17 protein-coding genes are annotated in these 17,250 nt (G+C 70.5%); 7 read left to right on the top strand and 10 right to left on the bottom strand.

Annotation, left to right across the window (positions count from 1 at the left end):
- The first annotated feature begins 122 nt into the window (after positions 1-122).
- The gene (locus tag E3O44_RS18285; protein ID WP_241976425.1) at positions 123-815 is read left to right on the top strand and encodes a class I SAM-dependent methyltransferase; all 693 of its coding nucleotides are present in this window, start codon (positions 123-125) and stop codon (positions 813-815) included.
- A 65-nt stretch (positions 816-880) separates the two neighbouring features.
- Here the strand turns inward: E3O44_RS18285 and E3O44_RS18290 are convergent, their stop codons facing one another.
- The 3 genes from E3O44_RS18290 to E3O44_RS18300 all read right to left on the bottom strand — a co-directional run bounded on the left by E3O44_RS18290 (position 881) and on the right by E3O44_RS18300 (position 5,566).
- Positions 881-3,871 (bottom strand): molybdopterin-dependent oxidoreductase, encoded by a 2,991-nt coding sequence (locus E3O44_RS18290; RefSeq protein ID WP_134536444.1) that lies wholly within the window; start codon positions 3,869-3,871, stop codon positions 881-883.
- A complete protein-coding gene (locus E3O44_RS18295; RefSeq protein ID WP_134536446.1) occupies positions 3,868-4,716 on the bottom strand; it encodes an FAD binding domain-containing protein in 849 nt (282 codons plus the stop codon). Before E3O44_RS18295 ends, E3O44_RS18290 begins: the two co-directional genes overlap by 4 nt.
- A 340-nt stretch (positions 4,717-5,056) precedes the next feature.
- Positions 5,057-5,566 (bottom strand): MogA/MoaB family molybdenum cofactor biosynthesis protein, encoded by a 510-nt coding sequence (locus tag E3O44_RS18300; RefSeq protein ID WP_134536448.1) that lies wholly within the window; start codon positions 5,564-5,566, stop codon positions 5,057-5,059.
- Between the two features lie 79 nt (positions 5,567-5,645).
- Here E3O44_RS18300 and E3O44_RS18305 point away from each other — a divergent pair, with 79 nt between their 5' ends.
- The 6 genes from E3O44_RS18305 to E3O44_RS18330 all read left to right on the top strand — a co-directional run bounded on the left by E3O44_RS18305 (position 5,646) and on the right by E3O44_RS18330 (position 10,833).
- Positions 5,646-6,050 (top strand): TOBE domain-containing protein, encoded by a 405-nt coding sequence (locus E3O44_RS18305; protein ID WP_134536450.1) that lies wholly within the window; start codon positions 5,646-5,648, stop codon positions 6,048-6,050.
- Positions 6,047-6,889 (top strand): molybdate ABC transporter substrate-binding protein, encoded by an 843-nt coding sequence (gene modA / locus E3O44_RS18310; protein ID WP_420897942.1) that lies wholly within the window; start codon positions 6,047-6,049, stop codon positions 6,887-6,889. Before E3O44_RS18305 ends, modA begins: the two co-directional genes overlap by 4 nt.
- A gap of 274 nt (positions 6,890-7,163) precedes the next feature.
- Positions 7,164-7,928: an ABC transporter permease gene (locus E3O44_RS18315; protein WP_134536593.1), complete on the top strand. Its 765-nt coding sequence runs from the start codon at positions 7,164-7,166 to the stop codon at positions 7,926-7,928.
- Between the two features lie 136 nt (positions 7,929-8,064).
- Complete coding sequence (locus E3O44_RS18320; RefSeq protein WP_134536452.1) at positions 8,065-8,871, top strand: sulfate/molybdate ABC transporter ATP-binding protein; 807 nt, start codon at positions 8,065-8,067, stop codon at positions 8,869-8,871.
- 4 nt (positions 8,872-8,875) lie between these two features.
- Entirely contained in the window at positions 8,876-10,192 is a 1,317-nt protein-coding gene (locus E3O44_RS18325) for a SufS family cysteine desulfurase (RefSeq protein WP_134536453.1), read from the top strand.
- A complete protein-coding gene (locus E3O44_RS18330; protein WP_420897943.1) occupies positions 10,189-10,833 on the top strand; it encodes an iron-sulfur cluster assembly scaffold protein in 645 nt (214 codons plus the stop codon). The genes E3O44_RS18325 and E3O44_RS18330 overlap by 4 nt, the downstream gene beginning before the upstream one ends.
- Before the next feature lie 402 nt (positions 10,834-11,235).
- On the opposite strand, the gene E3O44_RS18335 is transcribed toward E3O44_RS18330, so the two are convergent.
- The 7 genes from E3O44_RS18335 to E3O44_RS19355 all read right to left on the bottom strand — a co-directional run bounded on the left by E3O44_RS18335 (position 11,236) and on the right by E3O44_RS19355 (position 17,120).
- Positions 11,236-12,180, bottom strand: a complete 945-nt coding sequence (locus E3O44_RS18335; RefSeq protein ID WP_166792718.1) for an N-acetylglucosamine kinase — start codon at positions 12,178-12,180, stop codon at positions 11,236-11,238.
- 510 nt (positions 12,181-12,690) lie between these two features.
- Positions 12,691-13,170 carry a hypothetical protein gene (locus E3O44_RS18340; RefSeq protein WP_134536457.1) on the bottom strand — a complete coding sequence of 160 codons (480 nt, stop codon included), beginning with the start codon at positions 13,168-13,170 and terminating at the stop codon, positions 12,691-12,693.
- A gap of 332 nt (positions 13,171-13,502) precedes the next feature.
- Positions 13,503-14,075, bottom strand: a complete 573-nt coding sequence (locus E3O44_RS18345; protein WP_134536459.1) for a hypothetical protein — start codon at positions 14,073-14,075, stop codon at positions 13,503-13,505.
- A 69-nt stretch (positions 14,076-14,144) separates the two neighbouring features.
- Entirely contained in the window at positions 14,145-15,113 is a 969-nt protein-coding gene (locus E3O44_RS18350; protein WP_134536461.1) for an acetylxylan esterase, read from the bottom strand.
- Between the two features lie 197 nt (positions 15,114-15,310).
- Positions 15,311-16,276, bottom strand: coding sequence for a hypothetical protein (locus E3O44_RS18355; RefSeq protein ID WP_241976426.1), 966 nt, complete (start codon positions 16,274-16,276; stop codon positions 15,311-15,313).
- The gene (locus tag E3O44_RS18360) at positions 16,273-16,956 is read right to left on the bottom strand and encodes a cytochrome b N-terminal domain-containing protein (protein ID WP_134536463.1); all 684 of its coding nucleotides are present in this window, start codon (positions 16,954-16,956) and stop codon (positions 16,273-16,275) included. Before E3O44_RS18360 ends, E3O44_RS18355 begins: the two co-directional genes overlap by 4 nt.
- Entirely contained in the window at positions 16,953-17,120 is a 168-nt protein-coding gene (locus tag E3O44_RS19355; protein WP_166792719.1) for a hypothetical protein, read from the bottom strand. The genes E3O44_RS18360 and E3O44_RS19355 overlap by 4 nt, the downstream gene beginning before the upstream one ends.
- Between the last annotated feature and the right edge of the window lie 130 nt (positions 17,121-17,250).

Genomic DNA, 17,250 nt, shown 5'->3' on the forward strand with positions numbered 1-17,250 from the left:
CTCGAGCGCTGGTGTTCCGCCGCAGCGCGGGTGGTGCACCACCCGCGCACCGGCGGAACACCCGCGTTCGGCGGTTGGGCCAGCCGTAGTGGGCGCACCGGCACGGGGCTACTGTTCCTGGCATGGACACTCCGCGGAACCGTAAGCCGATGGGCACCCTCAAGACTCCCGCACCCATGCTCCGGGCACTTGCCGAGCAGCTCGGGCATCCGAGCGGGTTGCGCGGCCGGATGGTCGGGCGGATGCTCAACCGACGGAACCGGGGAATCATCCGCGCCGCCGTGAACGCGCTCGAGGCGGCGCCCGGATCCCGGCTCGCCGACGTCGGCTTCGGCGGCGGTGTCGGGATCGAGCTGTTGCTCGAGCGGGTCGGACCCGACGGGCACGTCGACGGGGTGGACCGTTCGGAGACCATGCTGGATGCCGCGCACCGGCGGTTTCGGGACGCCCTCACCGCCGGTCGGCTGTCGCTGTTCCAGGCGTCGATGGAATACCTGCCGCTGGCGGACGCGAGCCTCGACGGGGTGATCACCCTCAACACCTTCTACTTCCTGCCGGACCTCGGCCGGGCGGCGGCGGAGTTCGCGCGGGTGCTCCGGCCCGGCGGCCGGCTCGTCGTGGGCGTGTTCGACCCGGCAGCGATGCAGCGGATGCCCGTGGTCGAGTACGGCTTCCGGGTGCGGCCGACCGAGGAGATCACCGCAGCCCTCGAGAGCGCCGGGCTCGTGCAGACCCGGCACCTCCGGGTCGGACGCGGCCCGGACGCCTACCACCTGCTGCTCGCGTCGCCCGCCCTTCCTCCCGCGGCCGCGTAGCGAGGGTTGCCGTTCCGGTCGAGAGGCACCGGCGTGACGGGCGCTCTCGACCGGAAAGGTGGCTGTCAGGGGTGCATCAGGCGCCAGATCCGGTCGCGGGACATCGGCAGCTCGTACGGGCGGATGCCGATCGCGTCGCGGACCGCGTTCGCGAGCGCAGGGGCGACCGGGTTGTACGGCGACTCGCTCATCGACTTCGCGCCGTACGGGCCGAGTTCGTCAGTCGTCTCGGCGAAGTACACCTCGGTGACGGGTAGGTCCGCGAGCAGGGGCACGTGGTAGTTGCGCAGCACACTCGTCGTCACGGTGCCCTCGCCGTCCAGCAACACCTCCTCGAAGAGCGCGGTGCCGATCGCCTGGGCCACGCCGCCCTCGATCTGGCCGCGGCACTGCGCCGGGTTCATCACGACACCGGCATCAGCCGCCTGGATCGACTGCAGGATGCGGACCTCACCGGTCAGGGTGCTCACGGCGACCCGGAAGGCCTGCACATTGAAGGCGACCGAGCGCACGGCGCCGTCCTCGGAGCTCGTGCCGCGGAGAACGGTCGAGGACGGTGCCGGTTCAGGCGCTGCGGTGGGCGGTGTGGTGAGAGCCGCTGGGGCGGAGGGAGCTGGGGCGGAGCCGATGGATATCGGGTCGACCGGAGTTGTGCCGACGTCCGTCGGGTCGACCGGAGTTGTGCTGACGGACGCGTCGCCGGCGGGCGCCGCGGCCGCCGCGCGGGCGGCGAGCTCCGTGAGGGAGACGGCGGTGCTGCCGCAGCGGAGGCCGTCGGGCTCGAGGAGCCAGGCGTCCGCGGGAGTGCCGGGGCGGGCATCCGCTGCCGCCTGCCGGAGCACCGCGGCGAGTGCGGTCGACGCCCCGAGCACAGCCTTGCCGGCGACGACGACGCCGGCCGAGCCGAAGGCGCCGGTGTCGTAGCCGATCGTGTCGGTGTCGGACTGGAGGATGTCGATCCGGTCGGGGCTCGTGCCGAGCGCGGTCGCGGCGAGCTGGGTGTGCACGGTCGTGGTGCCGTTGCCGAACTCGGCGGTGCCGACGCGTACGGCGTAGCGGCCGTCGGCGCAGAGGGTGACGGATGCTTGAGCGAAGTGTCCGCGCGGGGGGACCGTCGCGATCATCGCGGTCGCCATGCCCTCGCCGACCCGCCACTCCGGTCCGGTGGGAACGGGAACGCCGTTGCCGCGGGCGAGGGCCGCCTCGGCGAGGTCGAGGCACTGGTCGAGGCCGTAGCTTCCGAAGATGAGGTCGTCGCCCTCGACGTGGGTGACGACGAGCGGGTCGCCCGGCCGCACCGAGTTCAGCCGGCGGAGGTCGAAGGGGCTCACGCCGAGGTCGCGGGCGAGATCGTCGAGCGCCGACTCGACACCGAAGATGACCTGGCCGAGTCCGTAGCCGCGGAAGGCGCCCGACGGGAGGTTGTTCGTGTAGACGCTGCGGGCGTCCACTCGCTTGTTCGGCACGGAGTAGAGGCTGACCGACTCGGAACTGCCGTGGTACATCACGCCGGGGCCGTGGTTGCCGTAGGCGCCGGTGTCGCTCAGCACGTCGAGGGCGAGGGCGGTGAGCCGGCCGTCGTCGGTCGCGCCGAGGGTGACGCCGACCCGCATCGGATGCCGGGTGGGTGCAACCCGGAACTCGTCGGAGCGGCTGAACTCGTACTGCACCGGGCGGCCGGTCGCGAGCACCGCGAGGGAGACGAGGTCCTCGGTGAGGATCTCCTGCTTGCCGCCGAACCCGCCGCCGACGCGCGCGGTGAAGACGCGGACCGCGGCCGGGTCGAGGTCGAAGATGTGGCAGATCTCACGCTGCACGAGGAACGGCACCTGCGAGCTCGTCCGCAGTACCAGCCGCTGCTCGGGGGTGCCGGCGTGTTCGAGCCAACCGATCGTGCCGTGGGTCTCGAGGTGGGTGTGGGCGACCCGCTGGGTCTGCCAGGTGCCCGTGACGAGGTGGGTCGCCTCGCCGAGACCGGCCTCGAGGTCGCCGTACTCGCCGTGCAACTCGGCCACGAGATTGCGGGAGGGGTCGGCGACGCGGCTCGCGGCGGCATCCTTCTCGCCGTGCACGAGGGGCGCACCGGGCGCCGCTGCGAGGACCGGGTCGAAGACGGCGGGGAGGAGGTCGTACTCGACCTCGATCAGCCGACAGGCGGCCTCGGCGATCGCGACGGTATCCGCGACGACGGCCGCGACCCGCTGGCCGCGGAACCGGAGCACCCGGTCGAAGACGAGGGTGTCGTCGGGGTCGTCGGTGCGGTCCTCGTGCCGGGCCGTCGAGAACAGGGTCGCGGGGGAGTCGGTGTGGGTGAGGACCGCGTGCACGCCGGGCAGGGCCGCGGCTCGCCCGGTGTCGATCGAGCGGATGCGGGCGTGCGCGTGCGGACTCTGCAGCACGCTGACGTGCAGCAGGCCGGGCACCGCGACGTCGAGAGTGTACGGTTCGAGGCCGCTCACGACCCGCTCGCTCGCGGGGGCGTGGGTCGAGGAGCCGACGTAGCCGCGCGCGGGCGGGGTGGGCGCGGTGGGCGTCTGCCCGGCCTGGGTCGTCGCGCGGGTTCCGGTGCGGACCACGGGGCCGAGGCCGTCTGCCGGGAGGGCGCACGGGGCGGAGCCGTCGGCCGGGGTGTGCCGCCCATGGATGGCGTCGTCGATCGCGCGGTACCCCGTGCAGCGGCAGATGTTGCCCTTGAGTAGGCGCGGAAGGTCTTCGAGGTCGTGCTCGGTGAGCGTGGACGCGGTCACGACCATGCCCGGGGTGCAGAAGCCGCACTGGAATCCGGCGTGGTCGACGAAGCGCTGCTGCACGGGCGCGAGGGAGCCCGGGGTGCCGAGGCCGGCGGCGGTCGTGATCGCGGTTCCCTCCGCGCGGAACGCGGGGTAGACGCAGGAGTGCACCGGGGTGCCGTCGACGAGCACGGAGCAGGCCCCGCAGTCGCCGGTGTCGCAGCCCTTCTTCACCTCGAAGTGCTCGAGTTCGCGCAGGAAGGTGCGCAGGCACTGTCCGGGGGCAGCCGCGGCGTCGACCCACTGGCCGTTGATCTCGAATCTCACGGGCGGGCCTCGCTTTCGGTCGGGGTGGTGCCGGATTCCGGGGCCTCGAGCTGGTGACGGATCTCCTCGGCGAGCACGGCGCTGACCGCGGCGCGCCAGTCGGCCGCGCCATGGGCATCCGTGAACCAGGCGTCGATGCCTGCGACGTCGGCGCGGAGCTCGGCCGCGGCCGGGATCGCGTCGTAGCGGAGCTGCACTGGCCGCAGGGTCGCGGCCGTGACGGTGAGGGTGAAGCGGCCGTCGCGGTCGAGGCGGCCGATGACGACGGCGCCCGAGCGGCCGATCGGCGAGAGCGCGATCTTGCGGAACGCTGTGCGGGCGCGGAGCGAGGCCTCCGGGATGTGGATGGACCGCAGCACGTCGCCGGTGCCGAGCACCGTCGTCATGTCGCCGGTGACGAAGTCCGCGGCGGGGAGGCGCTCGTCGCTGCCGTCGCGCCGCCAGACGAGCACCTCGGCGTCGAGGGCCGCGGCGAGGCTCGTCATCGGGCCGGCGGGCAGGGCCGTGGCGAGGTTGCCGCCGACGGTTGCGACGTTCCAGACCTTGAACGAACCGTAGAGGGCGGTGCAGCATTCGAAGAGCAGCGGATGCGCGGTCCAGCCCGGCCCCGCGGGGAGCGCCGCGAGCTGGGCGAGGGTGCACGTCGCGGCAATCTCGAGGCCGGCACCGGTGACGGTGAGCGCGGGCCAGCCGAACGCCTGCAGGTCGACGAGGCCGGTGAGATGCGCTCGGGGATCGGCGAACAGCTCCGAGCCGCCGGCGAGCGGGGCGACGGTGTCGCCGAGCGCCGAGAGATCGGAACGCACGCGGGCGGGCGTGATCGTCACAACGGTATTCAGGTCCATCGCTGCTCCAGTCGTCCGGGGCCGAGTATCCAGTCAACCGCATTTCCGGGCGGGTTTCGTCCACGGTACCCGTCCCCGTCCGGGGCCGCGCCGGAGTGAGCCCCGGCGACCGTACCCCTCACCAATTCGACGGAGATTCTCGTCGCCGGAGACCGAATCGGGCGAGCAGCATCCGCTCGGGCCTGCACTCCCGTTGAGTCGTCCGGTGGCCTCGATAACGTCGGAGATTCTTGCGACACGCGAAGGATCCGGGCAGCGGATGCCGCGGGTCGGGAAAATCTCCGACGTTACGTCTCGGGACGGTGCGGCGGGCGGTGCGTCGCCGCGTGGAGGAGGCGGCTCAGGGGGTGTGGTCGAGGCCGTGGAGCTGGTCGATGAGGTGGGGGAGCACGTCGTCGAGCAGGGCGAGGCCGTCGCGCACGCCGCCGGTCGAGCCGGGCAGGTTCACGACCACGGTTCGACCGCGGGCGACGCCGACGTGGCCGCGGGAGAGCAGTGCAAGCGGGGTGGATGCCGCGCCGCGGCGGCGGAGCTCCTCCGCCAGTCCCGGGATGAGCCGGTCGAGATGCGGCAGCGTCTGCTCGGGCGTCTCGTCGTGCGGGCTCACGCCGGTGCCGCCGGTCGTGATCACGAGATCGCAGTGCGCGGCGATCGCGGCGCCGAGGGCGTGGCCGACGCGGTCGCCGTCCGGCACGACGTGGAGGGCGGCCACGGTCCAGCCCCTGTCGAGGAGCCAGGCCTCGATGACCGGCCCGGTGCGGTCCGGGTAGACACCGGCCGCGGCGCGGGTCGACGCGACGATGATCTGCGCGACGCGCGGCGTCGCATCCGTTGGGGCCTTCGTCGTCATCCTCCCAGTGTGCCGCACGGAGAGGTAATCGACGCCGGACCCAGGACAAATCCGCAGATGAGGGAATATAGTGCTGCATATGTCGCAAATACGGATTCGAGAGGCCGCCGGGTTCCTCGGTGTGAGCGACGACACGGTGCGCCGCTGGATCGACAACGCCGTGCTGCCGGCCACGACGGATGCCGCGGGACGCATGGTCGTCGACGGCGTCGACCTCGCCCGCCTCGCCACCGAACACGCCGCCGTGCCGACCGACCCGTCCGGCACCGCGAGTTCGGCCCGCAACCGGTTCGTCGGCCTCGTGACCCGGGTCGTGAGCGACCCGGTGATGTCCCAGGTCGAGCTGCAGTGCGGGCCGCACCGCGTCGTCTCCCTGATGAGCACCGAGGCCGTGCGGGAACTCGGTCTCGTGCCCGGGTCCGTCGCGGTGGCCGTCGTTAAGGCCACGACCGTGATCGTCGAAATCCCCCAGGAGCATTCGTGAGCGCTCGCCGTCACGACGCTCGCCGGTACCTTCGTGCCTCGCTCGTCGTCCTTGCCGCCGCCGCGCTGACGACGGCGTGCGCCGGCCCGGCCGGGGCGGGCGGGTCCGCGTCCGCGTCGGCCGCGGCATCCTCCGGGTCGTCGACGACCGCCGCAAGCCGTGCCCCGGAGACCCTGACCGTCTTCGCCGCAGCCTCCCTGAAGAAGACGTTCACCGAGCTCGCGACCGAGTTCGAGGCCGCGAACCCCGGCGTGACCGTGGCGCTCAACTTCGCCGGATCGTCCGACCTCGTCACCCAGATCACCGAGGGCGCCCCCGCCGACGTCTTCGCCTCGGCCGACACCAAGAACATGGCAAAGCTCACCGCCGCCGGCCTCGTCACAGGAACGCCGACCGTCTTCGCGACCAACACCCTTGAAATCGCCGTTCCGCCGGGCAACCCGGCCGGCGTCACGACCTTCGCCGACCTCGCCGACCCCGGCACCAAGGTCGTCGTCTGCGCCGCCCAGGTGCCCTGCGGCGCCGCGACCGCCACGATCGAGAAGGCGACCGGCGTGAACCTCACCCCGGTCAGCGAGGAGAACGCCGTCACCGACGTGCTCGGCAAGGTCTCCTCAGGCGAAGCGGATGCCGGCCTCGTCTACGTCACGGACGTCGCCGCCGCGGGCACGAGCGTCCTCGGCATCCCGTTCAGTGAATCCGGCAGTGCCGTGAATTCGTATCCGATCGGCGTCGTCGCCGGGAGTACCCATGCCGAGCTCGCCGGCCTTTTCGCCGCCTTCGTCACCGGGCCTACCGGACACAGGGTGCTCGCCGCCGCCGGCTTCAGCACCCCATGACCGGCGCGACCCTCTCGAATGCCCGCCGCCCGGCATCCACTGGTACCGGCCCGCCCCGAGTCGGCCTCGCTCCGTTCGGCCCCGCTCAGATCGGGCCATCTCAGATCGGCCCCGGGCGGACAGGCCATGTTCGCGCGCGCCGCGCTCGCGCCCACCTCCATCAGCTTGGCCCGGTTCGGGCGTATTTCGCGTGGGGCGCTACTCAGTGACGAACGTCTTCGGCGGGACTAGGTCCCGCGCCCGAACCGCGCGGGACGATACCGAGGTGCTCGGCATGCCGCGCTGGATCGTCGCGATCGCGGCCGTCGGAGCGCTTTTCATCGTATTGCCGATCGTCGGGATGACGGCCCGGGTCGACTGGGGGAACTTCGGCGCGCTCGTCACCTCGCCGTCCGCGATCGCCGCGCTGCTGCTCAGCCTCCGCACGGCCGCGGCGAGCACGGCGCTCTGCCTGCTGCTCGGGGTGCCGATGGCGGTCGTGCTCGCCCGGAGCCGGTTCCGCGGCCAGCGCCTCGTAAGGGCGTTCGTGCTGCTGCCGCTTGTGCTGCCGCCCGTCGTCGGCGGGATCGCGCTGCTGTCGACCTTCGGGCGGCGCGGACTGCTCGGCCAGACCTTCGAGGTGCTCGGAATCCAGATCGCATTCTCGACGACGGCCGTCGTGCTGGCCCAGGCGTTCGTCGCGCTCCCGTTCCTCGTGCTGAGCGTCGAGGCGACGCTGCGGGCCTCGGGCGCGCGGTATGAGGCCGTCGCCGCGACCCTCGGCGCCGCCCCGAACACCGTGTTCTGGCGGGTGACCCTGCCGCTCGTCGTGCCGGGGCTCGTCTCTGGGGCCGTGCTCGCCTTCGCGCGCGCGCTGGGCGAATTCGGTGCGACCCTGACCTTCGCGGGCAGTCTCGAGGGTGTCACCCGCACCCTGCCGCTCGAAATCTACCTGCAGCGCGAAACGGATCCCGATGCCGCCGTCGCCCTCGCGCTCGTGCTCGTCGTGGTCGCGGTCGTCGTCATGGTGGCGACCCACCGGCCGCGAGGCCTCTCGTGACCGCCGCGTGCGCGGGCACGCGCGGGGCGGCATCCGTTGCCGGCTTGGGGTGCGCGGGCGCGCGTGTGGCGGAATCCGTTGCCGGCCCGGGGTGCGCGGTCGGGGCCGGTAGTCGAATTGGCGAAGGTGGCGCGTCGTGACCTTCGAATTCGCGGCCGTGCTCGCGCGCCGGCACCTCGACGTCTCGTTCAGCGTGCAGCCGGGGGAGACCGTCGCGCTGCTCGGGTCCAACGGGGCCGGTAAGTCGACCGTCGTGCAGATCAGCGCCGGCCTCCTGCGGCCGGACTCAGGCCACGCGAGCCTCGCCGGCCAGGTCCTCTTCGACCTGCCGGGGGCATCCGCTGCATCGAGCAGCGCGCGCACCGGCACCGACGCCGGTGCCCGCCCGCGCACCGGCACCTGGACTCCGCCGCACGCCCGGGGCACCGTGCTCCTCGCGCAGGAGCCGCTGCTGTTCCCGCACCTTTCGGTTCGCGACAACGTCGCCTTCGGGCCGCGCAGTGCGGGGATACCCCGGGCCGCGGCGCGTGAGCTCGCCGAGGAGTGGCTCGTCGCCGCGGACGTCGCCGACCTCGCCGACCGCAAGCCCGGCGCCCTCTCCGGCGGCCAAGCCCAGCGGGTGGCCGTCGCGCGCGCCCTCGCCGCCCGGCCGCGCCTGCTGCTGCTCGACGAGCCGATGACCTCTCTCGACGTCGCGGCCGTACCGGCCCAGCGTCAGCTGCTGCACCGGATGCTGTCCGACCGGTCCGTGATCCTGGTCACCCATGATCCCCTCGACGCCCTCGCCCTCGCCGACCGGGTCATCGTGCTCGAGCACGGCCGGATCGTCGAGGCCGGCCCCACCCGCGACGTCTTCGCGAACCCCCGGACCGAGTTCACCCGGGCCCTCACCTTCGGCCTCACCCCCGGGACGGCCGAATCCCGCGAAGACGGCTTAACCTAGGAGCATGACGCTTTCCGCTCCATCGTTCCGTCGTGCCGCCGCCGTGGCGCTGACCGAGGACGAAGTCGCTCGCATTCGCAACGACTTCCCCATCCTCGGGCAGCGCATCAACGGGCATCCGCTCAACTATCTGGACTCCGGGGCCACCTCGCAGAACCCGATCAGCGTGATGGAAGCCGAGCAGGAGTACTACGAGCAACGCAACGCGGCCGTGCACCGGGGTGCGCACACACTGGCATTCGCGGCGACCGAGGTCTTCGAGAGTGCGCGGGCGACCGTTGCGGCCTTCATCGGCGCGCAGCCCGATGAGCTCGTCTGGACGTCCAACGCGACGGAGGGCGTCAACCTCGTCGCCTACGCGATCTCGAACGCCTCGCTCGGTCTCGGGGGGCCGGATGCCGCCCGGTTCCGCATCGGGGCCGGCGATGAGATCGTCGTGACCGAGATGGAGCACCACGCCAACCTCATCCCGTGGCAGCAGCTCGCCCTGCGGACCGGGGCGACCCTGCGCTTCATTCCCGTGCTGGACGACGGCACCCTCGACCTCGCCGCCGCGGCCGCGATCGTCGGCCCGCGCACGCGGCTGCTTGCCTTCACCCACGCGTCCAATGTCGTCGGCACGATCAACCCCGTCGCCGAGCTCGTCGAGCTCGCCCACCGCTTCGACGCGCTCGTCATGCTCGACGCCTGCCAGACCGTGCCGCACCTGCCGGTCGACGTCGCGGCGCTCGACGTGGACTTCGCCGTCTTCTCCGGGCACAAGATGCTCGGCCCGACCGGCATCGGCGCGCTCTTCGGCAAGGCCGAACTGCTCGCCGGCCTGCCGCCGTTCCTGACCGGCGGCTCGATGATCACGACCGTCGACATGGAGCACGCCGAGTTCCTCGCGCCGCCGCAGCGCTTCGAGGCCGGCACGCAGCGCATCTCGCAGGCGATCGCCCTCGCCGCCGCCGTCGACTACCTGACCGAGACCGGGATGGACCGGATCGCCCTCCGCGAAGCCGAACTCGGCCAGCGCCTCGTCGCCGGGCTCGCCGAGATCCCCGGTGTGCGGGTGCTCGGCCCGTCCGCCGGAATCGAACGCATCGGCCTCGCTGCCTTCGACGTCGCCGGGGTGCACGCTCACGACGTCGGCCAGTTCCTCGACGAGGCCGGCATCGCCGTGCGCGTCGGGCACCACTGCGCCCAACCGCTGCACCGACGCCTCGGCATCACCGCGTCGACGCGCGCCAGCACGTACCTCTACACGACGACCGACGAGGTCGACCAGTTCCTGGCCGCCATGCACGAGGTCGCCCCCTTCTTTGGAGTGAAGCTATGAGCTCGAGCGAGCTGCAGCAGCTGTACCAGCAGATCATCCTCGACCACGCCAAATACCGGCATGGTGCGTCCGCGGAGCCGTTCGGCGTGTTCGACGCCGACGGTATGCCGGGGCTGCGCCTGGCCGAGTCGCACCAGGTCAACACGACCTGCGGCGACGAGATCACCGTCCGCGTCGGAGTCCGCGTCGGTGCTGGGTTGGCGACCGAGCCCGGGTCTGCGGCGGCGTCGACGTTCGATTCCGCGGTACTGATATCCGAAGCGGATGCCCAGGCGAGCGATTCCGCACCGACTCCGGCCGTCGCTGCTTCCGTTCCGGCGCCTGCTCCCGTGATCGAACAGTTTGTCTGGCGGGGTGACGGCTGCTCGATTTCGATGGCGTCGGCATCCGTGCTTGCGGACACGATGACCGGACTGACCGTCGCCGAGGCCGAGGCGCTCGTCACGACCTTCCGCGAACTGCTCCGTTCCCGCGGCACGATCGAGCCAGACGAAGAGGTGCTCGGCGACGCCGCGGCCTTCGCCGGGGTGTCCAAGTATCCGGCCAGAGTCAAGTGCGCGATGCTGCCGTGGGTCGCGTTCGAGGCCGCCCTGATGCAGGTCGCCGCGGCATCCGCTGCCCCCGCAAGTCCGCTCGCGTAGCCGCGCCCGTCACGTTCGGTCGCCTGCAGGGCGTCGCCGCGGTCACTGGGCCGATTCTCGTCCGCGAGAGTACGTTTTTGGCCCTTAAAACCGGGTTTTAAGGGCCAAAAACGTACTCTCGCGGAACGTGGGGCGCGCGGAACGTGGGGCGCGCGGAACGTGGGGCGCGCGGAACGTGGGGCGCGCGGAACGTGGGGCGCGCGGAACGTGGGGCGCGCGGAACGTGGGGCGCGCGGAACGTGGGGCGCGCACGCTGGGGAGCACGCGTATGCACTCGCTCGCTCGGGCAACCGCGCCCGTCACGCCGGGTCCCCAGCATCGTGTGGTCGCCTCGCGGAGTCTGTGGCGCACCGTGGGAGTGGCGGGCGACGGACGTGCGGGGCGGGCGCGGGTCAGCGCGGGTCAGGCGCGGGCCGTGGCTACCAGGCTGAGGACGGCGCTGGTGGCGGGCAGGTTCGGCAGGAGCGCGGCGCCGTCGAGACCGTTCGCGGTGGGAAAGCGGATGTCCGCGGCCGGCCAGACCACGCGGAGGTCGCGCTCGAAGCGGGTCGCGATCTCGGGTGCCCGGAGCACGCCCCCGAGTCCGCCGATCACGGGGGAGTCGGACTCCGACTGGCCCACCCGTTCGAGTCCCGTGCGCACCGAGAGTGCGAGTTCGGCGGCCGCAGCGTCGCAGATCGCCGCGGCGACGGCATCCGTGTCGGCGAGGGCAGTGACCGAGCGTGACCACGCCGCGATCCGGCTCACCCGGGCCGGGTCCGCCTGCAGCTCGAGGTAGAGGGTTTCGAGGTTCGGGAATTCCTTCTGAACCGCGTCACGAAGGGCCGTCACCTGGCCGCGTCCGTCGTAGTCGCGCATGACCGCGTCGAGGGCCGCACGTCCGAGCCAATAGCCGCTGCCGGCATCCGCGATCAGGTACCCCCAGCCGTCGACCCGGGCGACGGCGCCGACACCGACCGCGAGCGTGACGACGCCGGTGCCGACGGCGATCACGGCACCCGGGGTATCGCCGAGGGCGCCCAGGTAGGAGGTCACCGAGTCGTGGGCGAGGAACACGTCGCGCACTCCGAGCCCGTGGGTGAGATGGCGAAGTTCGGCGGCATCGGTGTCTGACTGGGTGAAACCGGAAATCCCGGCGCTCAGGGTACGGATTCCGAGGTCGTCGGAGAGCCCGCTTTCGGTCGCCGCGACGGCCTTGACGACATCGGCGAGCTGGGGCATCAGCGCCCGGTCGGTGCGGATGCCGGCGAAGTCGAAGGTGTCGTGGCGCCCGTCGGCCGAGCGGAGCAGGGCACGGATGCCGGTCTGACCGGCATCAATGGTGAGGGAGCGGGATACGTCGGTCATCGCGGGGCGTCCTTGATCGTGGGGCGAATCGAAACTGCGGTGCGACCAGCGAGGGTGTCGGTGCACAGTTCCTATCATTCCGCGTTGCCGTGCCCGCAGGGCAGTCCGCGCGCGGCCAGTCCCGGAGATGGACTCCGCAGGGAGGTCCCCGTATCAGGGAGTGCGCGTGAACCCGGGGTCGGCTAGCCTTCTGGTATCGCCGGTCCGACAGCCGGCCTCTGGGGGGAGAATGCTGAACAACCTGATGGGCTGGCACCTGTTGATCGTCATCGGGGTGACCGCCGTGATGGCCGCCGGTGCTGTGGCGATCATCGTTATCGCCATTCGGCTCGCGCGCCGTAAGTAGTGCGCACGATGGTCGCAGCCTGGCGCCGAACACAGGCGCAGCAGTGATGGGAATGTCCGTCTGGACGAGCCTGACGGTGCTGGGGTTTGCCGTACTCATCGCGGCGATTGCAGTCACAATCATTGTGGTGGCCATCCGGCTGTCGCGCCGGAAATAGCGCGAGGTCAGCAGCCGGGACCGGCCGGGTTGGCCGTGCAGTCCTGTCCGACGAGGACGGTCGCGGCCGTGCTGACGACGACGGTGAGCGGAGACGCTGCGATCGTGAGTGTCCCCTGAACCGGACGCCAGGGCTGAGCGCCTGCGCGGTACTCGGCCGAGTAGACGACCGAGAGAACGACGGCAGGCCTGCCCGTAGAGCGGAAGATGTGGCTGGTCGCGGTGTCCGAGAACTCCGGCACACCGAGCGCGGCCCAGGTCGCGCCGCCGGTCGAGGAGTCGATGCGGGTGCCGTCACCCAAATCCCAGTGGAACCGTATCGGCGTGAACCGGACCTCGGCGGGGAACCCGAGCAGCACGCCCGAGCGCACATGCACGGATGCCCGGGCCAGGAAGTTCGCCGGAAGTCCGGTGATCGCCCAGCCGTTGGGCTCCATGCCCTTGCTGGGCACGGCCGCCGGGAAATGCACGAGATCGCTGATACTCACCACGAGATTCGGGTCGCAGAGCGGGCAGTTGACGGCGAATCCGTCCCGCACGAACGGCAGCCCTGCGGCCGGCGTCGGTGTTGCGGCCGGAGCGCCCGCGCCCTGCGGACTGCCGGAAGCGCCCGAGCCGCCAGCCGCTCCCGAAGCTGTGCCTCCGGGTCCTCCCGAGTCGAATCCCGTCGACAAATCCACGCCCCCGCCGTTCACGACGCCCGTAACCGGTGGTGGGCAGTTTTCACCAATTGCGCCCCAGAAGGAGCAACCTTCCTGAGCCTGTGCCCCTTCTGCAGGTCCAGAAATACCGAATGACAATGATGCGAGCGCGCATCCCACTAACAGAAGTTTGTGCCAGGCCATGAGTCCGACTTAGTGACGAGCAATCGATCCTTCGATGCGTCCAATGAGAAAGTAACTTCAAGGGGATACCGGGTGGGACGGTCGGGCGGGAGGGTGCTTGACCCACTGGCGTCAACCACATCGGCTCTCGAAACATCAAGACAGATATATGTCACCACAGTGCCTGATTTCAGATCCGCAGATTGCAGTGTCATCGAGTCAAAGGAGAATTCTCCCGTCCCCTTCACCGCCCGATTGGCGAGGTCTTGAAGGGAATGCAATTCATATGTCAGCGCATCTCCGGCCGCCACGTCGGCCATCCGCTCAGGCGACTTGCCACCATCATGACCGACGGATGTGGACATGGCTGCGAAGGCGGCGTAGGCGGTTCGCGCGGCCTCCAGCGCTTCGGCGTCGGAAGCGAAAGCGGGGGCATCCGCTGTCGGGGAGGCAGACTCGGGCGCGATCGGCGGCGACGGCGCGCACCCGGACAGGGCGAGGAGGTCGGCCGTGCAGAGCGCGGCGCAGAGGGCCGTCGCTGCCAGCCGGTACCTCGCGCGGATCCGCATGCGGTCAGGCTAGATCAGTCCGACCAAGTCCCGCTCGAGTTATCCACAGGCCGAGCTCCGGCGGAGAGGCTAGAGGATGCGCTCCTCGAGCCAGGCGGCCTGGCGCAGCCAGTGGTGCCCCGAGCCGCCCTCGTGCTGGTTGAACGGGTAGACCTCGATGTCTGCCTCGCCCGCGTAGTGATTGAGCGCGGCGAAGACCGTCGACGGCGGGCAGACCGGATCCATCAACCCGACGGAGAAGAGGGCGGGAGCCGTCGCCCGCTTGGCGAAGTTCACGCCGTCGAAGTACGAGAGCGTCGTGAACGTCTGCTCGACGAGATCGCGGTGCACCGAGAGATAGCGCACGATCTCCTGGTACGGATCTCCGTCGGTGATCTCAACGGCCCGCTCGAAGTGGCAGAGAAACGGTACCTCGGGCATGACCCCGATGAGCCCTTCGCTGAGGCCAGCGGCCGCGAGTGCGATGCCGCCGCCCTGGCTGCCGCCGCACACGGCGACTCGGGTCGGGTCGACCCGGTCGAGCGTGCGCACGGCGTCGATCGCGCGGGCGGCATCCGTGAAGACCCTGCGGTAGTAGTAGTCCTGCGGCCGTTCGATGCCGCGGGTCACGAAACCGGGCACGGACGGACCGGTGCCGACCGGGTCGGCGGTCTCGCCGCCGGAGCCCCAGACGCTGCCCTGGCCCCGGGTGTCCATGAACAGGTAGGCGTAGCCCGCCGTCACCCAGGCGAGATTCTCGTGCGGGAATCCACGACCTCCGCCGTAGCCGTTGTACTCGACGACGGCGGGCAGCGGGCCGGTCGTGCCTGCCGGCACCAGGAACCAGGCGCGCACCGGCTGCCCGGCGAAGCCGTTGAAGGTCACGTCGTAGACCTCAACCTGGCTCAGCGGCGAATCGACCCGGGTCAGGTGCGGTTCGTCGGGAAAGCGGCGGGCGTCCGCGAGGGTGTCCTCCCAGAACTCGTCGAATTCGTCCGGCTCGGCAACGACCGGCCGGTAGTCGCGAAGCTCGGGCAGGCTGAGGTCGTAACGGGACATGGGCAGGAGCCTTTCGGGCGTGCTCGCACCGGCTCGGCTTCGAGCGCGCGCGATCGGGCGGATGCCGCCGATTCTGCGGACCCGTTGCGAGCGTAGTCCTCGGTCTGCTTCGCGCTCTCGTCAGCACGCCCGACACACCGCAGAATGCCCCGGCCGGAACCGTCCCGAATCGGTTCTGGCCGGGGGTTCGCGACCGCTCAGCCGCGGCCCGCTGCGCGCTTCTTGTAGTAGTCCCGCCAGATCAGGCGGTGGATCGGAATCCAGCGCGGGATGTCCCGCAGGCCGGGGATGAACGGCACGAGCGTCAACAGCACGCTCAGCACGAGCATCAGAAGGACGACGAGCAGGTCGGCGTTGGGGGCGGATGCGAACGGTTCGATCTGATACCAGAAGGAGAAGAGCCACAGCCAGGACTGCCCTGGGGTGTTGCCGGTCTCGTTCATCATGCCCCACTGGTCGCCCGTGAGATGCGCGGCGGTCGCGAGGTCGCCGAAGTATGCGCCGTCGCCGAGGAACAGGATCGTGCGGGTGTAGTCGTTGTTGTAGAACGACTGCTGGGCGTTGAGCACGCCGTCGAGGGCGCCCTGACTCGCCATGGTGAGCAACGCGTCGGTCAGGACCGGCACGGGACCGTAGTCGCCGGTGACGACCTGGGCGGGGTCGCCGTCGGGGGCGTTCGTGAGGGCATCCGTGTATGCGGCGGTCCAGTCGGTCTTCTCGGTGTCGCTCGCGGCGTTCCAGGCGTCAAGGGCGGCACTCGGCGGCGCGTTGAGCGTCGTCAGCGGGGTGATCACGAGGTCTTTCGCGGTATCGATCGGCAGCTGAACCCCGGAGAAGCTCTGCAGGTCGAAGGCACCGATGGTCTGGGTCGCATCCGCCGTGGTGTTGTAGGGCGGGCCGTAGCCGGCGGTCTCGCTCGTGCCGCCGAGCTCGGCGGTCGCAGTGGCGACGAAGTCGGCGGGCTCGGCCTGCGCCCAGGACTTGAGGGTCACGCTCGGTTCGTCCGGCGAGCCGAAGATCGCCGAGAGACCTACGATCACGAGCCCGACGACGACGAGGGCCACCGTGAGTTCCTTGAAGAGGTCGTACTCGCGCACTGTTCCGCGCCAGGGGCGGCGGGCGAGTCCATCCCTGTCGGAGCGGGACATCGTCGGGGCGCTCATCGCGTAGCCTCGGTCCGGTCCGGGCCGCTCAGTTGCGCATCGGTCTCGGCCGCGTCGATCGGGGGGACGACCCCGTGCATCCGCACCAGGATCACGTGCAGCGCAACGACGGCGCCGACGGCGAGGGGAAGCAGCACGATGTGGAACCCGAAGATCTGGCCGAGGTTGGCCACGTTGAACCACGCGCCGATGCCGGAAGCGTTGAGCGCGTCCTTGCCCTCGAAGGCGATCCACTGCGAGTCGAAATTGGTCTGCAGCAGGTAGCCGGTGAACGCCGCGACGATGGAGACGAGGAAGGCGCCCATCCCGGTGATCCAGGTGAGGGTGCGCCCGCCGCGCCAGGCGGCCATCCAGTACTTGCCCCAGAGGTGCACGACCATCGTCATGAAGAAGAGCTCGACGCTCCAGAGGTGCACGCTGTTCACGAAATGGCCGAAGTCGGAGACGTGGTACCAGGCCGGGCCGTTCAGGCTCAGCACGACACCGGAGACCAGGATGAACACGAGTGAGACGATCGCGCCCATTCCGAAGACGTAGATCCAGGATGCGACGTAGCTGGGCTGGTCCTGTGGCAGCAGCTTGTCGGCGGGTAAGTGCTTCAGCAGCCAGCCGCGGGCTTTCCCCGTCCAGGTGTAGTACTCCTCGACGGGTTCAGTCTTCCGTTCCTCACGGATGCTCATGGCCGTTTCTTCCCGCTCGGGAACGGCAGGAACAGGGCCAGCACGAACAGCAGGATCATCACGAGAATCACGATGAGGTTGCCGAGCTGGATCTGGAATGCGCCCCAGCCGAGGTACACACCTGGACTGTCAAGGCTCGCAAAATAGCTGATGAGCGGATGCATTTGTGGCTCCATGCCCGGGGTGTATGCAGCCGCGGGTGGATCCGAGCGGCTACGCCCCGATGGATCTCACGCTATTCCCGTTCGGGGGGAACCGCTCATCTTTCGTCGAGGAAATGCCCTGAGACTCCGT

This window comes from Cryobacterium algoricola, assembly GCF_004402485.1.
Classification (GTDB): domain Bacteria; phylum Actinomycetota; class Actinomycetes; order Actinomycetales; family Microbacteriaceae; genus Cryobacterium; species Cryobacterium algoricola.

Bases quoted from the DNA above. Each gene is read 5' to 3' on its own strand.
- E3O44_RS18285 (WP_241976425.1), top strand. From the start codon at position 123: ATGGACACTCCGCGGAACCGTAAGCCGATGGGCACCCTCAAGACTCCC.
- E3O44_RS18295 (WP_134536446.1), bottom strand. From the start codon at position 4,716: ATGGACCTGAATACCGTTGTGACGATCACGCCCGCCCGCGTGCGTTCC.
- E3O44_RS18300 (WP_134536448.1), bottom strand. From the start codon at position 5,566: ATGACGACGAAGGCCCCAACGGATGCGACGCCGCGCGTCGCGCAGATC.
- E3O44_RS18305 (WP_134536450.1), top strand. From the start codon at position 5,646: ATGTCGCAAATACGGATTCGAGAGGCCGCCGGGTTCCTCGGTGTGAGC.
- E3O44_RS18315 (WP_134536593.1), top strand. From the start codon at position 7,164: ATGCCGCGCTGGATCGTCGCGATCGCGGCCGTCGGAGCGCTTTTCATC.
- E3O44_RS18325 (WP_134536453.1), top strand. From the start codon at position 8,876: ATGACGCTTTCCGCTCCATCGTTCCGTCGTGCCGCCGCCGTGGCGCTG.
- E3O44_RS18330 (WP_420897943.1), top strand. From the start codon at position 10,189: ATGAGCTCGAGCGAGCTGCAGCAGCTGTACCAGCAGATCATCCTCGAC.
- E3O44_RS18335 (WP_166792718.1), bottom strand. From the start codon at position 12,180: ATGACCGACGTATCCCGCTCCCTCACCATTGATGCCGGTCAGACCGGC.
- E3O44_RS18345 (WP_134536459.1), bottom strand. From the start codon at position 14,075: ATGCGGATCCGCGCGAGGTACCGGCTGGCAGCGACGGCCCTCTGCGCC.
- E3O44_RS18350 (WP_134536461.1), bottom strand. From the start codon at position 15,113: ATGTCCCGTTACGACCTCAGCCTGCCCGAGCTTCGCGACTACCGGCCG.
- E3O44_RS18355 (WP_241976426.1), bottom strand. From the start codon at position 16,276: ATGAGCGCCCCGACGATGTCCCGCTCCGACAGGGATGGACTCGCCCGC.
- E3O44_RS18360 (WP_134536463.1), bottom strand. From the start codon at position 16,956: ATGAGCATCCGTGAGGAACGGAAGACTGAACCCGTCGAGGAGTACTAC.
- E3O44_RS19355 (WP_166792719.1), bottom strand. From the start codon at position 17,120: ATGCATCCGCTCATCAGCTATTTTGCGAGCCTTGACAGTCCAGGTGTG.